This is a genomic window from Streptomyces sp. NPDC002742 (assembly GCF_042888885.1).
GTDB lineage: Bacteria > Actinomycetota > Actinomycetes > Streptomycetales > Streptomycetaceae > Streptomyces.
The window spans coordinates 142,817-159,716 of the sequence record NZ_JBIAQF010000018.1 but is presented as its reverse complement, the minus strand read 5'-3'; the positions used below and the strand labels follow the sequence as shown (position 1 = coordinate 159,716).

14 protein-coding genes are annotated in these 16,900 nt (G+C 70.4%); 6 read left to right on the top strand and 8 right to left on the bottom strand.

Features of this window, described 5'->3' with window-relative positions:
• Positions 1-178 precede the first annotated feature (178 nt).
• Positions 179-1,216: a helix-turn-helix domain-containing protein gene (locus tag ACFYW8_RS29680; RefSeq protein ID WP_389083309.1), complete on the top strand. Its 1,038-nt coding sequence runs from the start codon at positions 179-181 to the stop codon at positions 1,214-1,216.
• 82 nt (positions 1,217-1,298) lie between these two features.
• Positions 1,299-2,291 (top strand): porphobilinogen synthase, encoded by a 993-nt coding sequence (gene hemB / locus ACFYW8_RS29675; protein ID WP_389083304.1) that lies wholly within the window; start codon positions 1,299-1,301, stop codon positions 2,289-2,291.
• A gap of 56 nt (positions 2,292-2,347) precedes the next feature.
• Here the strand turns inward: hemB and ACFYW8_RS29670 are convergent, their stop codons facing one another.
• Positions 2,348-3,094, bottom strand: coding sequence for a DUF4232 domain-containing protein (locus tag ACFYW8_RS29670; protein WP_389083299.1), 747 nt, complete (start codon positions 3,092-3,094; stop codon positions 2,348-2,350).
• Between the two features lie 209 nt (positions 3,095-3,303).
• On the opposite strand from ACFYW8_RS29670, the gene ACFYW8_RS29665 reads away from it, so the two are divergent.
• Positions 3,304-4,761: a helix-turn-helix domain-containing protein gene (locus ACFYW8_RS29665; RefSeq protein WP_389083293.1), complete on the top strand. Its 1,458-nt coding sequence runs from the start codon at positions 3,304-3,306 to the stop codon at positions 4,759-4,761.
• Positions 4,762-4,958: 197 nt separating this feature from the next.
• Here the strand turns inward: ACFYW8_RS29665 and ACFYW8_RS29660 are convergent, their stop codons facing one another.
• Complete coding sequence (locus ACFYW8_RS29660) at positions 4,959-5,867, bottom strand: DUF4253 domain-containing protein (protein WP_389083288.1); 909 nt, start codon at positions 5,865-5,867, stop codon at positions 4,959-4,961.
• A gap of 247 nt (positions 5,868-6,114) precedes the next feature.
• Here ACFYW8_RS29660 and ACFYW8_RS29655 point away from each other — a divergent pair, with 247 nt between their 5' ends.
• A complete protein-coding gene (locus ACFYW8_RS29655; protein ID WP_389083283.1) occupies positions 6,115-7,062 on the top strand; it encodes a hypothetical protein in 948 nt (315 codons plus the stop codon).
• Between the two features lie 88 nt (positions 7,063-7,150).
• On the opposite strand, the gene argS is transcribed toward ACFYW8_RS29655, so the two are convergent.
• The gene (argS, locus tag ACFYW8_RS29650; RefSeq protein WP_389083279.1) at positions 7,151-8,920 is read right to left on the bottom strand and encodes an arginine--tRNA ligase; all 1,770 of its coding nucleotides are present in this window, start codon (positions 8,918-8,920) and stop codon (positions 7,151-7,153) included.
• Between the two features lie 178 nt (positions 8,921-9,098).
• On the opposite strand from argS, the gene lysS reads away from it, so the two are divergent.
• Positions 9,099-10,841 (top strand): lysine--tRNA ligase, encoded by a 1,743-nt coding sequence (lysS, locus tag ACFYW8_RS29645; RefSeq protein WP_389083274.1) that lies wholly within the window; start codon positions 9,099-9,101, stop codon positions 10,839-10,841.
• 109 nt (positions 10,842-10,950) lie between these two features.
• Here lysS and ACFYW8_RS29640 read toward each other — a convergent pair whose 3' ends face one another.
• From ACFYW8_RS29640 to ACFYW8_RS29630, 3 genes are all read right to left on the bottom strand, one after another.
• Positions 10,951-12,312 carry a DUF2637 domain-containing protein gene (locus ACFYW8_RS29640; RefSeq protein WP_389083269.1) on the bottom strand — a complete coding sequence of 454 codons (1,362 nt, stop codon included), beginning with the start codon at positions 12,310-12,312 and terminating at the stop codon, positions 10,951-10,953.
• Positions 12,313-12,476: 164 nt separating this feature from the next.
• Positions 12,477-13,394: a DUF3558 family protein gene (locus tag ACFYW8_RS29635; protein WP_389083264.1), complete on the bottom strand. Its 918-nt coding sequence runs from the start codon at positions 13,392-13,394 to the stop codon at positions 12,477-12,479.
• A 146-nt stretch (positions 13,395-13,540) separates the two neighbouring features.
• On the bottom strand, positions 13,541-14,407 hold the full coding sequence (locus tag ACFYW8_RS29630) for a DUF3558 domain-containing protein (protein ID WP_365878254.1): 867 nt from the start codon (positions 14,405-14,407) through the stop codon (positions 13,541-13,543).
• A 201-nt stretch (positions 14,408-14,608) separates the two neighbouring features.
• Between ACFYW8_RS29630 and ACFYW8_RS29625 the strand changes: the two genes are divergently transcribed.
• Positions 14,609-15,802, top strand: a complete 1,194-nt coding sequence (locus tag ACFYW8_RS29625) for an RtcB family protein (RefSeq protein ID WP_389083258.1) — start codon at positions 14,609-14,611, stop codon at positions 15,800-15,802.
• A gap of 107 nt (positions 15,803-15,909) precedes the next feature.
• Here the strand turns inward: ACFYW8_RS29625 and ACFYW8_RS29620 are convergent, their stop codons facing one another.
• Together ACFYW8_RS29620 and ACFYW8_RS29615 are read right to left on the bottom strand one after the other, a co-directional pair.
• Positions 15,910-16,083 carry a hypothetical protein gene (locus ACFYW8_RS29620; protein WP_365878250.1) on the bottom strand — a complete coding sequence of 58 codons (174 nt, stop codon included), beginning with the start codon at positions 16,081-16,083 and terminating at the stop codon, positions 15,910-15,912.
• The gene (locus ACFYW8_RS29615; protein WP_365878248.1) at positions 16,083-16,850 is read right to left on the bottom strand and encodes an SDR family NAD(P)-dependent oxidoreductase; all 768 of its coding nucleotides are present in this window, start codon (positions 16,848-16,850) and stop codon (positions 16,083-16,085) included. The genes ACFYW8_RS29620 and ACFYW8_RS29615 overlap by 1 nt, the downstream gene beginning before the upstream one ends.
• Between the last annotated feature and the right edge of the window lie 50 nt (positions 16,851-16,900).

Below are 16,900 nucleotides of genomic sequence, written 5' to 3'. Positions count from 1 at the left end.
CGGAGGGGCGACAACGGCCACCGGCCGTCCGAGCGCCCGTGAACCTCAACCCCTTCGGGTTGGAATCCCCCTCTTTCAAGAGGAGGAGGATGTCAAATCCCCACACATGCTTCGGCCCCCGCCGGGACGGCAATCCCAGTGCGAGGGCCTGACCAACGAGGAAGTAGACCTCTTCCCCATGGCTGTGTCCAAGCTTATCGATGCCCTGCTCCCGAGTCAGGGAGTACGGCGCAACGCCACCCACTCCGGTGTCACGCACGTACGTGAGTACCAGCCCGACCGGTACACGATCGTCGGCAACCACCTCGCCCAGCACCGGGGACTCTCCGCGACCGCGATCGGGATCGCCGTGCACATCCTGTCGCTGCCCGAGGGCGCGCGGGTCGACATCCGCAGCCTCGCCGAGCGGTTCCCCGAGGGGCGGGCCCGGATCGGCTGCGCGCTGCGGGAGTTGGAGGCGCGCGGCTATGTCGAGCGGGTCCGGGAACGGCTCCCCTCCGGGCAGATGGTCACGCGTACGTACGCCTTCCACGCCCCCTCGCTCACCCGCGCCCGGCGGGAGGGAGAGCCGGAAACGGCTGCCGCCCCGGAGGTCCCGACGATCACGGACCTCGCGGTCCTGGACCCCGCCTTCCCCGGCGGTTCCCCCTCCGGCGGCCTCCCCTGTGACGCCGTGCCCGAGCCGGTCGTGGCAGCCGACGCCGCACACGTCGGCGGACCGGTCACCGAGGTCGAGTCCGCCGAGTCTCCCGAGCCGACCGCCGCCGAGTCGGGGCAGCCCGGCGAGCACCGCGACAAGGCCGAAGCGCTGCTCGCCGGGCTGCGTCGGACCGACATCCGGCTGACGCTGTCCGGGCGGGAGGTGCGGCGGCTGGCTCTCCTGGTCGTCGCCTGGTTCGAGAACGGTCTTGGTAGAGCGTCGGTGATCCACGCCCTGACCGACGACCTTCCGCTCCATGTGCGGAACCCGGCCGGTTTCCTCCGCAACCGCCTGCTGGATTCGCTCCCACCGGCACTGCCGTCGCTTCCCGGGACCGGAGAGGGCGGGCCGCTCCTGAATCGGCAGCCGCCTCATCCATCCGCCATGGCGGACTGCGACGGAGGCTGCAACAGGGCCTTCAGGGCGCCGTTCCACGGAGCATGGTGCCGCGACTGCCGCGCCACCCGACCCGGCGAAGCTCCCGTGGATCCGGCATCCGCCCATGCCCTCGCCTGAGTCTTCCGACCCGGCCGGGGTCCGTCGGGCTCCGACGCCGAGTCGGTAAAGATGCCTCCGTGACGGGCGTAGCGTAGACGGCATGACGAAGTACGGATCCTTCCCCGGTACGCGTCCGCGGCGGCTGCGCACCACGCCCGTCATGCGCCGGATGGTCGCAGAGACCCGGCTGCACCCGGCCGACTTCATCCTCCCCGCGTTCGTCCGCGAGGGTGTGAGCGAGCCGGTGCCGATCGGCTCGATGCCCGGGGTCGTGCAGCACACGCGGGACAGCCTGAGGAAGGCGGCCGTGGAGGCGCTGGAGGCCGGGGTCTCCGGGATCATGCTCTTCGGGGTTCCCGAGGAGGCGAAGAAGGACGCCGTCGGGACGCCCGGCACCGACCCGGACGGGATCCTGCAGGTCGCCCTGCGCGACGTCCGCGCCGAGGTCGGCGACGAACTGCTCGTGATGTCCGACCTGTGCCTGGACGAGACCACCGACCACGGGCACTGCGGTGTCCTGGACGAGCAGGGCCGGGTCGACAACGACGCGACCTTGGAGCGGTACGCCGAGATGGCGCAGGTGCAGGCCGACGCGGGCGCCCATGTGGTCGGGCCCAGCGGGATGATGGACGGTCAGATCGGTGTCGTCCGTGACGCGCTCGACCAGATCGGCCGCGAGGACGTGGCGATCCTCGCCTACACCGCCAAGTACGCCTCCGCCTTCTACGGCCCGTTCCGGGAGGCCGTCGGCTCGTCCCTGAAGGGCGACCGCAAGACGTACCAGCAGGACCCGGCGAACGCGCGGGAGTCCCTGCGGGAGTTGGCGCTCGACCTGGAGGAGGGCGCCGACATGGTGATGGTGAAGCCCGCCGGTCCCTACCTCGACATCCTCGCCCGCGTCGCCGACGCGTCCGACGTGCCGGTCGTCGCCTACCAGATCTCCGGCGAGTACTCGATGATCGAGGCCGCCGCCGAGAAGGGCTGGATCGACCGCGACCGGGCGATCCTGGAGTCCCTGACCGGCATCAAGCGCGCCGGCGCGCAGAACATCCTCACGTACTGGGCGACCGAGGTCGCGCGGAACCTGCGCTAGCCGACCGGCGGTCGGTGCGGCCGGTTCCGGCGGCCTCGATCGGGGCGGCGCCCCGCTCAGTACGCGAGCGCGTCGTCCAAGTTCTGCTGCCAGTACGTCACCGTGAGCTTGTCGTCGACGTAGACGCCCTTCGCGGGCAGGGCCGGGGTCGCGCCGCGGCCCTTGGCGAAGCCGATCTCCAGGGTCTTGGCCGTGTAGCCGTTGCCCCCGCTGCCGTCGGCGGCCGACAGCAGCACGCCCGCGTAGCCGGACTCGCCGGGAGCGAGGGTCACGACCGCCTGCGGGTGCGTCTGCTCCGCGACCGGCGGGACGGACTGGGCCTCGCCGAAGCGGGCGATCGGATAGCCCGTCAGGTCGCAGTTCCCCGTACCGGTGTTGGTGACGGTGAGCAGCAGGTGGTTGAGCGGACGGGACACCACGGTCGCGGTGGTCTTCGTCGTGGAGCCTTCGCAGGCGACGTTCCTGGTGCCGGTCCGCCCGGTGGAGCCGGTCTTGGAGCCGGTGCCGTTCTTCTTGCCGGAGCCCTGCGTGGAGGCGGCGGCGGTGGACGTGCCCTTCGAGCCGCCCGTCGAACTGCCCGTCGAGCCCGCGGTGCCGCCTCCCGCGGGCTTCGCCGTCGTGCTCGCGTCGGCTGCCGGTCCGCTCGGCTGCGCAGAGGAAGCGGAGGTGTCGGACGGGCCCTCGCCGCGTACGCCGTCGCCGTCGTTGCACGCCGTGAGGGTGAGCGCGGCGAGTGCGACCGCCGTGGCGGCGAGGAAGCGGGTGCGGGCGGTCCGGGCGGTACGGGTGGTGCGTGCGGACATGGTGATCCCCCTGGGGTGTCGCTGATGGGTCAACCGCTCGACCGGTCGGCGGGAGCGGCGTGCTTGGATGACCGAAGCTTGTGCGGTGTTCCGTCCTGGCCGCCACCATCGCCGGGGTATTTGGGACGCCGGAACGTTCGCGCAGGGTCTGAGCTGGGAAAACAGTGTCGCCCTGGAACGCGGTCCGGGACGCGGGGGATGGAGGAACGGTGGCGGGGGACGAGTTCACGGGACTACTGCGGGAGCTGAAGGCACGGTCCGGGCTCAGCTACGGAGCGCTCGCCAAACGGCTGCACGTGAGTACGTCCACGTTGCACCGGTACGTCAACGGGGATGCCGTACCGACGGATTACGCGCCCGTGGAGCGTCTCGCGCGTATGTGCCGTGCGACTCCGGAGGAGCTGATCGAGCTGCACCGGAGCTGGGTCCTCGCGGACGCGCTGCGCAGGCAGAAGGCCCCGGGTGCCGGGGCCGTGTCAGGAGCGGCAGCCGTAGCCGCGGCGGCGGCTGGACCGGCAACGGTGACAGCGAAGGCCGCGGAAGGAGACGGGGACGGCGGCGACGGCGGGGACGGGGACGGCGACGGGGACGAGCCGGTCGGCGGGAGCGCGGAGGCGGACTCCGGGCCGGGTGTCGCGGGAGTCCGCAGCCTGCCCGGTTCCGTGACGCGGGTGACGCGGGCGACACGGGAGACACGGGAGGCCGTGGCTTCGGGGCCGGTGCCGTTACCGGAGCCGGTGCCGGTGAAGCGGAGTCGGCGGGCCGTGCTGCTCGCCGGTGTCGGTGGCGCCGTGGTGGCCGCGATCGTGTCCACCACACTGGCCGTTCACTTCGGGTCGGGCGGAGGTGGCGACGACTCCAAGGGAGAGGCCGTCGCCCTCGGCGTGCCGCGGACTGAGGGGACCCGGGGCACGCAGGGCCCGCGCGCGACGCCCGACGCCCATAAGGGATCGGCCTCGTCGTCCCCCTCGCACGGCGGCAGTCCCGAGGCGTCCGTCTCGTCGATCGGCGGACCCGTCCCGCAGGACAGCGCGGCCGGAGACCGCGCGGCGGAGGACGGCGCCGGCGCACCGGCCGTCGTCGCCGACGCGTACAAGTGGGACAGCCCGTGCAGCCAGCACTACCTGGTGAACCGGGATGCCCCGCAGGTGCCGCCGCCGCCGCCGAACGAGTCGGACGCGCGCGGCTGGGTCACCGCGCTCGGCGGGGTCGCGAGCGGGGAGCAGATGCTCGCCCTGACGGTGCAGGGCACGGGCAGAGCGACCGTCGTCGTGGAAGCACTGCACGTGCGGGTGGTGCGGAAGGACGTTCCGCTCGCTTGGAACGACTACGTGATGGGCGTGGGCTGTGGCGGAGGTGTCGAGACGAAGTCGTTCACCGTGGACCTCGACGCGGGGCAGCCCGTGACCGCGCTCAAGGGCGGACAGCGGGACTTCCCGTACAAGGTCAGCGAGTCCGACCCCGAGGTCTTCTACGTGTTCGCGGACGCACGGGCGCACGACGTGAGCTGGTACCTGGAACTCGACTGGTCCAGCGGGACGAAGAGCGGCACGGTACGCGTCGACGACCACGGCAAGCCGTTCCGGACGAGCGGGAACACGGGGCGGCCCGCGTACGACCATCCGCTGGGCGGCAGCGAGTGGGTACCGGCTTCCGCGGCGGGATAAGGGCGCGACCAAGTCCCTTCAGAAGTTGGGTTGTTGGCCGTTGGGTGACGTGACTCGCGTCGCTACGGGCGTCAAACCTTGGATGCCGTGAAGGAGTTGCCCCCGTCCCGGCCAAGCCCCCGGGGAGGGGCACCGGTTGTCCGCCGATGCCCCCGTTCGAGTTCCCGATCCGGGCTGCCGGGGCTGTCGGCGGGGGCTCAGTCCCACCAGAAGGACCACACCCGTTCGTTCAGCACCTCCTGCTCGGCGTACTCGCGCAGTGCCGTGTGGTGGCCCTGGGTGATGTTGTCCGGGCAGAAGGCGAAGTGCTCCGCCGCGACGGCCTCGGCCTCCGCCATGGTCGTCGGCGGCGCCGCGACGGACACCACCAACTGGTCGAAGGTCAGGGCCACCACGCGTATCCCGAAACGGTCCTCCCAGGAACGGAGGACGGAGCACAGCCGCGCCACGTCGTTCTCGTGGTTCAGCGGGCCCGCCCAGCCGAGCACAGCCGGGATGTCGGCGCTGCGGCGCGCCGGAACGAGGGCGAGGCGCGGCTCCTTCAGCCATGAGCCGGGGTCCGTGAGGGCGTCGGCGATCTCGGCGGCGCGGGTGTCCGGGTCCGTCTGCGGCGCCGTGGCGGCGGCCAGGCCCGGCCAGGTCGGACCGTACGGCGCTACCGTCGCGTCGTAGGGTTCCGGCTTGCCGAAGAGGCTCTCCACGACCTCCCTGCTCGCGTACTCCTGGTCGCCGTCGAGCTCGTCCGCCGCGTACTGCTCCCAGAAGTCGGCCAGCACCTCGTCGGCGTCGTGGTCCCCGGCGTACGACATCTCTTCGGGCATCAACTCCCAGTTCTCCGGGCCGTTCTGCGGGCCGCCCACGTCCACCAGCACCGGCAGCAGACCGGAGGCTCTGGCCGGGGCGAGCGCCGCCCAGGACTCGGGGGCCGCCCGGTCCTCGGCGTGCCACAGCAACGGCTCGTGCCAGCCGTCGTTCTCCCCCACTGCCCCAAGGGTGTGGGAGTCACCCCCAGCGTCGATCAGTCTCCCGGGCGGGAGTTCGAGTCCGAGCGTGTGCCCGCTCGGGTCTGCCGTGAGCCGCGGAAGCGGATTGGGAAGAGTCGCCATGCCGGTGACTGTAGGGGTCGGCACTGACAACGGGGTGGACCGGTCCCGACGGGCGGCGGTGAACGCGGCTGCTGTGCGCGAGTGAGCTCGCGACCAACGTGCGGATGTCCACCGTGGCCCAACTTCCTTGCGGCTGAAAGGAGTTGATGGTGAGGGGAATTGGTTCGACGGCCGGGGGCCAACCCTGGTTACTTGTGGGGCACGGGTGCTCGGACGGGCGCCCGTTCTCATCGAGGGGGAGGCATCCGTGCCCGGAAGTACTGGATGGAGACGCGTTCTGACCGGCGTCCTCGCGGGTCTGACCGCGACGATCGGTCTCACCATGGCTCAGGCCGCACCCGCGGCGGCGGCGACCGGCACACCCGCGGCCGTGACCAAGTACAGCCACACCAGCCAGCCCGGCGACTACATCGGCCAGGGGCTCAGCGTCGCGTACACGCCGAATACGGCCACGATCAGCGCGGGCGGCTCCGCGGAGGACGCGCGCTTCCGGGTGTCCACCGGCAGCACCTGGTGGGACGTCGAACTCGCCGCGCCGCAGGGGGAGAAGCTCCACCCCGGCATCTACCGGAACGCTGAGCGGGCCCCGTTCCGCACCGGACGCTCCCCGGGCCTCGACGTCTCCGGAGACGGGCGCGGCTGCAACGAGGTGTACGGGCAGTTCTCGGTCAACCAGATCGAGACGGACGCCTCCGGCGCGATCACCCTCCTGGACGCCACGTACACCCAGCACTGTGAGAGCGCGACCGCCCCGGCTCTCAAGGGTGTCGTCAAGTACCTCGCCTATCCGCTGTCCTACGCGTACACCAGCGACGCCGGGGACTACATCGGGCAGGGCGTGAGTCAGACCCACACCGGCTCCACCAGTACGTTCTCGCTCAGCGGGACCGGCGACGGCATCCGGTACGGCGTCTCCGGCAAGCGGGAGGACTGGTCCGCGGCCATCAGCGCGCCCACCGGTGAGCAGCTCAAGGCCGGGAGCACCTACGCCACGGAGCGCTTCCGCGGACCGGGCGTCGCCGGGCTCGACATGGGCGGAAACGGCCGTGGCTGCAACAGCAGCACCGGTGAACTCACGGTCAGCAAAATGGCGTTGAACGACGACGGCACCGTGAAGGCCTTCGCGGCGACGTTCGTCCAGCACTGCGAGGGCGGAACCGCCGCGCTGCGGGGCACCATCCACTACTACGCCTGACAGCGGGACGGCCCCGGCGGAACGGCAAACGCCGTTCCGCCGGGGCCGTCCCCTCGTCTCTCCGGGCCGAGCCCGGCAACGGGTGCCGTCAGAGCCGCTCGGGCGTCCTGATGCCCAGCAGCGACATGCCCTGGTGCAGCGTGCGGGCGGTCAGGTCGCAGAGGAACAGGCGGTTCTCCGCGATCTCCTGCGGCGGCGCCGGCTTGATGACCGGGCACTGGTCGTAGAACGTCGTGAGGATCGAGGCCAGTTGGTACAGGTACGCCGCCAGCTTGTGCGGGGCGTACTCGGCGGCGACCTCGTCCAGCGTCTCGCCGAAGCGGTCCAGGTGCAGACCGAGCGCCCGCTCCGCCGGGGCCAGTTCGAGCTCCGGGTGGGCAACCGGCGTACGGTCGCCCGCCTTTCCGAAGATCGACCGGATACGGGCGTACGCGTACTGGAGGTACACGGAGGTGTCGCCGTTCAGCGAGACCATCTGGTCCAGGTCGAACTTGTAGTCCCGGACGGCGGAGGTGGACAGGTCCGCGTACTTCACGGCGCCGATGCCGACGTACCGGCCGTTCTCCACGATCTCCTGCTCGGTCAGGCCCACCTTCTCGGCCTTCTCCCGCACGACGGCCGTGGCCCGCTCGACCGCCTCGTCGAGGAGGTCGACCAGCCGGACCGTCTCGCCCTCACGCGTCTTGAACGGCTTGCCGTCCTTGCCCAGCACCGTGCCGAAGGCGAGCTGGTGGGCCTTGACGTCGTCGTTCAGCCAGCCGGCCCTGCGAGCGGTCTCGAAGACCATCTTGAAGTGCAGGGACTGCCGGGCGTCCACCACGTAGATCAGGCTGTCGGCCTTCAGGTTGACGACACGGTCGCGGATCGCGGAGAGATCGGTGGCCGCGTAGCCGTAGCCGCCGTCCGACTTCTTCACGATCAGCGGGACCGGGTTGCCGTCCGGGCCCTTCACGTCGTCGAAGAACACGCAGAGCGCGCCGTCCGACCGGACCGCCACGCCCGACTCCTCCAGGAGGCGGCACGTCTCGTCCAGCATGTCGTTGTAGCCGGACTCGCCCACCACGTCGGCGTCGCGGATCTCCATGTCCAGCTTGTCGAAGACCGAGTAGAAGTAGATCTTCGACTCGTCCACGAACTTCTGCCACATGGCCAGCGTCTCGGGCTCACCCGCCTGGAGGTCCACCACCCGGCGCCGCGCCCGCGTCTTGAACTCCTCGTCGGAGTCGAAGACGGTCCGCGCCGCCTTGTAGAGCCGGTTTAGGTTCGACATGGCCTCCTCGCCGGAGACCTCGCCGCCCTTGTGGTCCAGCTCGTGCGGGTGCTCGATCAGGTACTGGATGAGCATGCCGAACTGGGTGCCCCAGTCGCCGATGTGGTGGCGCCGGACCACGCTCTCGCCGGTGAACTCCAGGATCTGGACCACCGCGTCGCCGATCACCGCGGACCGCAGATGGCCGACGTGCATCTCCTTCGCCACGTTCGGCTGCGCGTAGTCGATCACCGTCGTGCCCGGGTGCTCCGCGACGGGCACCCCGAGGCGCGCGCCGTCCGCGTACCGCTCCGCCAGGTTCGCGACGATCGCCCGGTCGGTGACCGTGATGTTCAGGAAGCCGGGCCCGGAGACCTCGATGTCCTTGATCACGTCACCCGACTCGACCCGGGACACGACCTGCGTCGCCAGCTCGCGCGGGTTCGCCTTCGCCTTCTTGGCGAGGGCCAGGATCCCGTTGGCCTGGAAGTCGGCCCGGTCGCTTCGGCGCAGCAGCGGGTCCGCGGAACCGGCCTCCGGCAGGGCTGCCGAGAGGGCGTCCGCGAGGCGCTGATGGACGGAAGCGGTGAGGGACGTGACCGAGGCCATGGAGTGGCTGCCGTTTCTGCTCGGGTTCCGGAGACTCTGAAGACGGAGACTCTGAAATACGGAGACTCCGAGTACAAGGAAAGCCAGTATCCCACGCGGTGAAAAGCCGTTTTCGCTCTTCGGGGCCGAGCTGGGAGAATGGGCGCGTCAGCCGTACTCGTGTATGAGGAAGAAGGACGTGCCGATCGTGGCTCAGAGCACCGAGACCACCGACTGGGTCTCCCGTTTCGCGGATGAGGTCATCGAGGAGTCGGAGCGTCGGGCCCCGGGCGAACCGGTCGTCGTGGCGTCCGGTCTCTCCCCCTCCGGCCCGATCCACCTCGGCAACCTCCGCGAGGTCATGACCCCGCACCTCGTCGCCGACGAGATCCGCCGCCGCGGGCACACCGTGCGCCACCTGATCTCCTGGGACGACTACGACCGCTACCGCAAGGTGCCCCTCGGCATCCCGGGCGTCGACGACTCGTGGGCCGAGCACATCGGCAAGCCGCTGACCTCCGTCCCGGCCCCCGCCGGCTCCGCGTACCCGAACTGGGCCGAGCACTTCAAGGCCGCCATGACCGAGGCCCTGGCCGAGCTCGGCGTCGAGTACGACGGGATCAGCCAGACCGAGCAGTACACCACGGGCACCTACCGCGAGCAGGTCCTGTTCGCGATGAAGCACCGCGGCGACATCGACGCGATCCTCGACCAGTACCGCACCAAGAAGGCCCCCGCCAAGAAGCAGCAGGGCCAGAAGCCGGTCGACGAGGCCGAGCTCGAAGCGGCCGAGGGCTCCGGCGCCGCCGCCGAGGACGACGGCAGCTCCACCTCCGGGTACTACCCGTACAAGCCCTACTGCGGGCAGTGCGAGAAGGACCTGACCACCGTCACGGCCTACGACGACACGACGACCGAGCTGGCGTACACCTGCTCCGCCTGCGGCTTCGCCGAGACCGTCCTGCTCAGCGAGTTCAACCGCGGCAAGCTGGTCTGGAAGGTCGACTGGCCCATGCGCTGGGCCTACGAAGGCGTGATCTTCGAGCCGAGCGGCGTCGACCACTCCTCCCCGGGATCCTCCTTCCAGGTCGGCGGGCAGATCGTCGGGATCTTCGGCGGCAAGCAGCCCATCGGCCCGATGTACGCCTTCGTCGGCATCTCCGGCATGGCCAAGATGTCCAGCAGTAAGGGCGGGGTCCCGACCGCGTCCGACGCGCTCCAGATCATGGAGCCGCAGCTGCTGCGCTGGCTGTACGCCCGCCGCCGTCCCAACCAGTCGTTCAAGATCGCCTTCGACCAGGAGATCCAGCGGCTCTACGACGAGTGGGACAAGCTCGCCGGCAAGGTCGCCGACGGCTCGGTCCTGCCGGCCGACGCCGCCGCGTACACCCGCGCCGTCGGCACCGCCGCCGGGGACCTGCCCAGGACCCCCCGCCCGATGGCGTACCGCACCCTCGCCTCCGTCGCCGACATCACCGCCGGCGCCGAGGACCAGACCCTGCGCATCCTGAGCGAACTCGACCCCGAGAACCCGCTCGCCTCCCTCGACGAGGTCCGCCCCCGCCTCGACAAGGCCGAGACCTGGATCAACACCCAGGTCCCCGCCGAGGAGCGCACCGTCGTGCGCGAGGAACCCGACGTCGAGCTGCTGAAGTCCCTCGACGACCAGGGCCGCGAGTCACTGCGCCTGCTCCTCGAAGGGCTGGAGGCGAACTGGTCCCTGGACGGCCTCAGCCACCTCGTCTACGGAGTTCCCAAGGTCCAGGCGGGCTTCTCCGCCGACGCCACCGCCAAGGAACTCCCCGCCGAGATCAAGGTCGCCCAGCGCACCTTCTTCGCCCGGCTCTACCACCTGCTCGTCGGTCGCGACACCGGGCCGCGCCTGCCCACGCTGCTGCTCGCCGTCGGGCAGGACCGGGTGCGCAAGCTGCTCAGCGCGTAACCGCACACGGTTGCGGTGAGTACGAGGAAGGGGCCCCCGGTAATCACCGGGGGCCCCTTCCTCGTACTCACCGCAACCGCGGACACTCACACGCTCCCGCGTGGCATGCCTACGCGATGTGGTTCTCCTCCAGCTCCGCGTTGAAGCGGTTCTGGAAGCGGCCCATGTAGCGCCTCAGCTCGCTGTCCGTGAGGGTGACCCCGTACGTGGCCTCGACGTTGCCGCCGAACTCACCCTTGGTCGGCAGACCCTGGCCAGGCATTATCGACTGGCGGAACACCTGGTAGAAGCTCTCCTCGCGGGACTTCTCGTCGGCCAGCGGAGACTGCTCCTCGCGCGGGGACGGGATGGGCAGCTGCTCCGGGCCGCCGCCCTCACCCAGCTGGCGCGTACGGCCGGGTCCCGCCGGGATAGGGAAAGTGCCGGTCTCCTCCGGTCCGGGCTCGTACGCCTGCGACTCCTGCTCGGCGTACCACTGCTGGTACTGCTCCTCCTGCGCGAACGACGGGTCGTAGCCGCCGTCGTACGGGATCTCCTGGGGATCGGGGGCGGCGAACCACGGGCTCCTGACCGGCTCCTCCGCCTGACCCCGGTACTGGCCCTGGCGCCGGTCCTCGTACTCATCCGGGTACGGGCCCTCGTACCGGCCCCGCTGAGCGTCCTCGGGCGACTGTCGGCGTCCGCCGCCGTTGGGCTCCAGCTCCCGGTGCTCGGGCCCCGGGCCGGCCACGACCGGGACGGACGCCTGAGCCGGCGCGGGCGCCGGTGGCAGCAGCGCGGGCTCGATGCCCGCCGCCGCCAGACCTGCCGGGGCCGTCTCCGACAGGGGGATGCCGTAGCGCGCCAGGCGCAGCGGCATCAGGGACTCCACGGGGGCCTTGCGGCGCCAGGCGCGGCCGAAGCGGGAGTTCAGGCGGGCCTGGTAGACGAGACGTTCCTGCTCCAGCTTGATGACCTGCTCGTAGGAGCGCAGTTCCCACAGCTTCATCCGGCGCCACAGCAGGAACGTGGGGACCGGGGAGAGCAGCCAGCGGGTGAGGCGGACGCCCTCCATGTGCTTGTCGGCGGTGATGTCGGCTATTCGGCCGGTCGCGTGCCGGGCCGCCTCGACCGAGACCACGAACAGGACCGGGATGACGGCGTGCATGCCGACACCCAGCGGGTCCGGCCAGGCCGCCGCGCCGTTGAACGCGATCGTCGCCACCGTCAGCACCCACGCGGTCTGGCGCAGCAGGGGGAACGGGATGCGGATCCAGGTCAGCAGCAGGTCCAGAGCGAGCAGGACGCAGATACCCGCGTCGATGCCGATCGGGAAGACGTACGAGAAGTTCCCGAAGCCCTTCTTGATCGCCAGCTCACGGACCGCCGCGTACGAACCGGCGAAGCCGATTCCGGCGATGACGAGCGCACCGGCGACGACCACGCCGATGAGAATCTTGTGCATCCGTGTCAGCTGTATGGGCGCGGCCACCTGTACTCCCCTCCCCTTGCGTGTTGTTGCGCGCAACAGAGTGGCACATGTGTGTGGCATACGGATGCGCGGTATGGGTGGAGCCCCGGTCCCCGAGGGAACCGGACCCCCTCAACTGTCCTGTCGGAGCTATGAATCGAGCCCCGGAACCGGTCGTAACCGGGTCAGTTCTTCTTTGCCGCCGACTTGGAAGGCGAAGCGCTCCCGGAGCCGGCCTTGTCGGCGGTCTTGGACGTGCCCTTGGCGGCGCTTCCGGACGGCGAGGCCGACGGGGCCCCGGAACCGGACGGCGCCTTCGACGAGGAGGCGGGATCGGGCGACGCGGCGCCGGACGCGCCACCGTCCTTGTTCGCGGCGGACACCGCGGCCACCGCCTCCTTGGCGGCCTTCTCGGCGGCCTTCAGCAGGCCGGCCGCGTCCGGGGTCTTCTCACCCGCGAGACCGGCACCGTTGTAGTCGAGCGTGACGACCACGTTCTCCACGCGCGCCACGATCGTCTGCTGCTTGAAGGAGCCTTCCTTCTTCTTCAGGCCGTACCGTACGGCCGTCGCCTCGGCGCCCGTCCCGGCGACCGGCGCCGACTTCGAGTCCAGCGCGCCCGTCACCGACAGCGCGCCCGCGACCTGCTTCTGGAAGTACTCGTGCGCCTGCTCGTTGCCCGTGCCGCGCGCGTCCGAATCGAAACGGAGCAGGGCCACGTTGAGCCAGCGGAACTGGGAGCCCTTCACCCCGTTGTTGTCGAGGCTGCTCCAGTTGCAGTTGCCGCGCTGCGCCGGGTCGTCCGATCCACCCGACTTGCCCGACTTGGGGCCCTTCGGGACCAGTTCGTCCAGTGTCTTCTTCGGCAGCACCGAGCACGGCTTGGGAAGCTTCGCGTACGCGGCCGGCCGGACGGCGGGGGCCGAGGCGCTCGCGGACACCGTCGGTCCCGGGGCCGCGCTCGCGCTCTTCTGCGCGTCGCCACCGGAGCCGGAGTCCGAGGAACAGCCCGCGGCGACGAGCGCCACCGGGACGGCGGCTGCGCTGACGAGGATGCGGGTGAGTCGCGGTGCTCGGCCTACTCGCTGTACTGGTCGGTGCATGGTTCCTTCACTCGTGGCGCTCGTGGTACGGGCGCACGTGGGGCGTGCGACCGGTCGGGTCCGAGGGGTCACGGTACGCGGTGGGGCGCCTGGGCGGTTCCCGTTCGGGGGGTTTGCGCCGGGGCGCCCCAGGTGCCGCGGGGGCGCTAGCCGTTGAGCTGGCCGGACAGCTTCCGGGCCAGTTTCCGCGCCCTGTCCTGCATTTCCTTGCTGTCCGGGGTGTTCGCGGAAGCCGTCGGCTGCTCGGCGTATTCGATCGTCACGATCACGTTCGACGTGCGGAACACCACAGTCACCGTGCGCTGGTGAGACGTCGACGGGCCGGTGCTCAGCTTGTCGTCGATGAACGCCTCGTCGCCTAGATCGTCGAGGACGCGCGGCTGGAGATCGGCCGGGGTCTGCGAGGCGGAGGCGGAGCCGGTGGGGGCGGAAGGGGCGCCGGAGGCGGCGCCGTTGTCGCCGTCGGCACCGGTGCTGCCGTCGGCGGGGGTGCCGACACCGCTGCTCGCACTCGGAACAGGGCCGGCGTCGCCCGAAGCGGGGGCGGACGTGGACGCGGCCGGCTCCGGAAGGTCGGCCGCCGTCCGCTTGGTGGCGTACAGCTCCTCCGCCTTGCTCTCGTCGCTCACCGCGTTGTCGTACGAGACCACGCGCTCGAAGTCGACGAAGAGGTGATCGGTGCCGGAGGCGGACTCCACCTTCCAGTTGCAGCCGTCACGCCGGTCCGTGTCGTACGTGAGCGTGGCGTCGCCCTCGTACTCCTTCTCCTGCTGCGCCACGTCGGCGATCTGCTGGATGCCGGGCAGCAGCGTGTCGAGCGTGTCGTGATCGGCCGCGCCGCACGCCTCCGGGAGGGTGCGGTACCTGCCCGGCTGGGCTACCGGGGCCGTCGTGCCGATGTCGCCGCCCTTGGAGTCCGGGGCCGAACTCCCCACGCCCGAACCGCTCGTGCAGCCCGCCAGCAATGCCGCGAGGAGCACGGCGGCGCCAGATACGTACGCCTTCCGCTGCACGGTCAGGCTCCTCTCGACGGTCCCGACGGCGCTTCGGCCCGGGTGTCCTGTGGTTATTGGGTTGCCGCACGGGGGCGACCCCTGGAGACAATGTGTATCGCACGCACAGCCGTGGACGCCGGTCCGTTGTCCCATACGTCGACCTAGGCGCCGGTTTTGCGATTTAAGACTTCTGTTGTTTTTCTGGGGATCGAGGACGATATGTCGTACGTGGAGGTGCCGGGGGCGAAGGTTCCCATCCGTATGTGGGCCGACCCGGCCTCGGTCGAGGACGTCGCACTCCGCCAGCTCCAGAACGTGGCGACCCTGCCCTGGATCAAGGGGCTCGCCGTCATGCCGGACGTTCACTACGGCAAGGGCGCGACGGTCGGCTCCGTCATCGCGATGCGGGACGCGGTGTGCCCGGCGGCGGTGGGTGTCGACATCGGCTGCGGAATGTCGGCGGTCCGCACCTCGCTCACCGCCAACGACCTGCCGGGCGACCTCTCGCGACTCCGCTCGAAGATCGAGGAGGCGATCCCGGTGGGCCGCGGGATGCACGATTCCCCGGTCACCCCGAACGGCTTCCACGGCCTGGCCACCGCCGGGTGGGACGACTTCTGGGGGCGGTTCGACGGAGTCGCTGAAGCGGTCAAGTTCCGTCAGGATCGGGCCATCAAGCAGATGGGAACGCTCGGATCAGGCAACCACTTTGTAGAAGTTTGCACGGATTCGACCGGTTCTGTCTGGCTGATGCTGCACTCCGGGTCGCGGAACATCGGCAAGGAGCTGGCCGAGCACCACATCGGTGTCGCCCAGAAGCTCCCGCACAACCAGGGGCTGGTCGACCGTGACCTCGCCGTCTTCGTCGCGGACACGCCCCAGATGGCGGCGTACCGCAACGACCTGTTCTGGGCCCAGGAGTACGCGAAGCACAACCGCACGCTCATGATGGCGCTCCTGAAGGACGTGGTCCGCAAGGAGTTCAAGAAGGCGAAGCCTGCCTTCGAGTCGGAGATCTCCTGCCATCACAACTACGTGAACGTCGAGCGGTACGAAGGCATGGACCTGCTCGTCACCCGCAAGGGGGCCATCAGCGCGCGGGCCGGCGAGTTCGGCATCATCCCGGGCTCGATGGGGACCGGGTCGTACATCGTGAAGGGCCTCGGCAACGAGATGTCCTTCAACTCGGCCTCGCACGGCGCGGGTCGGCGCATGAGCCGCAACGCGGCGAAGCGCCGCTTCTCGACGAAGGACCTGGAGGACCAGACGCAGGGCGTGGAGTGCCGCAAGGACTCCGGCGTCGTGGACGAGATCCCGGGCGCCTACAAGCCGATCGAGCAGGTCATCGAGCAGCAGCGCGACCTCGTGGAGGTCGTGGCGAAGCTGAAGCAGGTCGTCTGCGTGAAGGGCTGAAGCGCGCAAGGAGCTGAACTGCCCGAAGGGTCCGAGCCGTTGACGGCTCGGACCCTTCCGCGCGGGTGTTCACGAGCGGTGCCGGCACCGCCCGCCGACCTGAGCGGTCACTTCGCGTGCAGGACCGCGTAGATCATGACGAAGGCCACGATGTGGATGCCGAAGAGGAAGTACGCGAGGTAGTACCAGACGTAGCGTTCGCGCTTCTTCTCCAGGGCGAGGCGGGCCTGTTCGCCGTCCGGGGGCGCCGGCCGCTCCGGAGGTGACGCCGGGTCGGGCATCAAAGCTCCCTGTGGATCTTCGTGTTCGACGCCTGGGCGAGGGGGCGGACGACGAGGAGGTCGATGTTCACGTGGCTGGGGCGGGTGACCGCCCACGTGATGGTGTCGGCGACGTCGTCGGCGGTGAGGGGCTGGGCGACGCCCGCGTAGACCTTGGCGGCCTTCTCGGTGTCGCCGCCGAAGCGGGTCAGGGCGAACTCGTCGGTCTTGACCATGCCGGGGGCGATCTCGATGACCCGGACGGGCGTGCCGACGATCTCCAGACGCAGCGTCTCCGCGAGGACGTGCTCGGCGTGCTTGGCGGCGACGTAGCCACCGCCGCCCTCGTACGTGCTGTGGCCCGCCGTGGAGGAGAGGACGACGACCGTGCCGTCGCCGCTCGCGGTGAGCGCCGGGAGGAGGGCCTGGGTGACGTTCAGGGTGCCGATGACGTTCGTCTCGTACATCTGGCGCCACTGGGCCGGGTCGCCCGTCGCGATCGGGTCGGCGCCGAGCGCGCCGCCCGCGTTGTTGACCAGCACGCCGATCGTCTTGAACGCCGTCGCGAACTCGTCGACCGCCGTGCGGTCGGTGACGTCCAGGGCGTACGCGGTCGCCTGGCCGCCGGCCGCGGCGATCTCCTCCGCCAGCGCCTCGATGCGGTCCTTGCGGCGGGCGGTGAGGACGACGCGGTAGCCCTCGGCCGCGAGCTGCCGGGCCGTCGCGGCGCCGATTCCGCTGCTTGCACCGGTGATGACGGCGATACGGGACGCGGCGGCGGGGGTCATACGGCTGCTCCTTGGCGGTGTCTGCGTGTCTTCGGTTGCTCCGGCCAGGA

What these genes read in the sequence shown, in the direction of transcription:
- ACFYW8_RS29680 (WP_389083309.1), top strand. Translation starts at nt 179, where the DNA reads ATGGCTGTGTCCAAGCTTATCGATGCCCTGCTCCCGAGTCAGGGAGTA.
- hemB (WP_389083304.1), top strand. Translation starts at nt 1,299, where the DNA reads ATGACGAAGTACGGATCCTTCCCCGGTACGCGTCCGCGGCGGCTGCGC.
- ACFYW8_RS29670 (WP_389083299.1), bottom strand. Translation starts at nt 3,094, where the DNA reads ATGTCCGCACGCACCACCCGTACCGCCCGGACCGCCCGCACCCGCTTC.
- ACFYW8_RS29660 (WP_389083288.1), bottom strand. Translation starts at nt 5,867, where the DNA reads ATGGCGACTCTTCCCAATCCGCTTCCGCGGCTCACGGCAGACCCGAGC.
- argS (WP_389083279.1), bottom strand. Translation starts at nt 8,920, where the DNA reads ATGGCCTCGGTCACGTCCCTCACCGCTTCCGTCCATCAGCGCCTCGCG.
- ACFYW8_RS29635 (WP_389083264.1), bottom strand. Translation starts at nt 13,394, where the DNA reads ATGCACCGACCAGTACAGCGAGTAGGCCGAGCACCGCGACTCACCCGC.
- ACFYW8_RS29625 (WP_389083258.1), top strand. Translation starts at nt 14,609, where the DNA reads ATGTCGTACGTGGAGGTGCCGGGGGCGAAGGTTCCCATCCGTATGTGG.
- ACFYW8_RS29620 (WP_365878250.1), bottom strand. Translation starts at nt 16,083, where the DNA reads ATGCCCGACCCGGCGTCACCTCCGGAGCGGCCGGCGCCCCCGGACGGC.
- ACFYW8_RS29615 (WP_365878248.1), bottom strand. Translation starts at nt 16,850, where the DNA reads ATGACCCCCGCCGCCGCGTCCCGTATCGCCGTCATCACCGGTGCAAGC.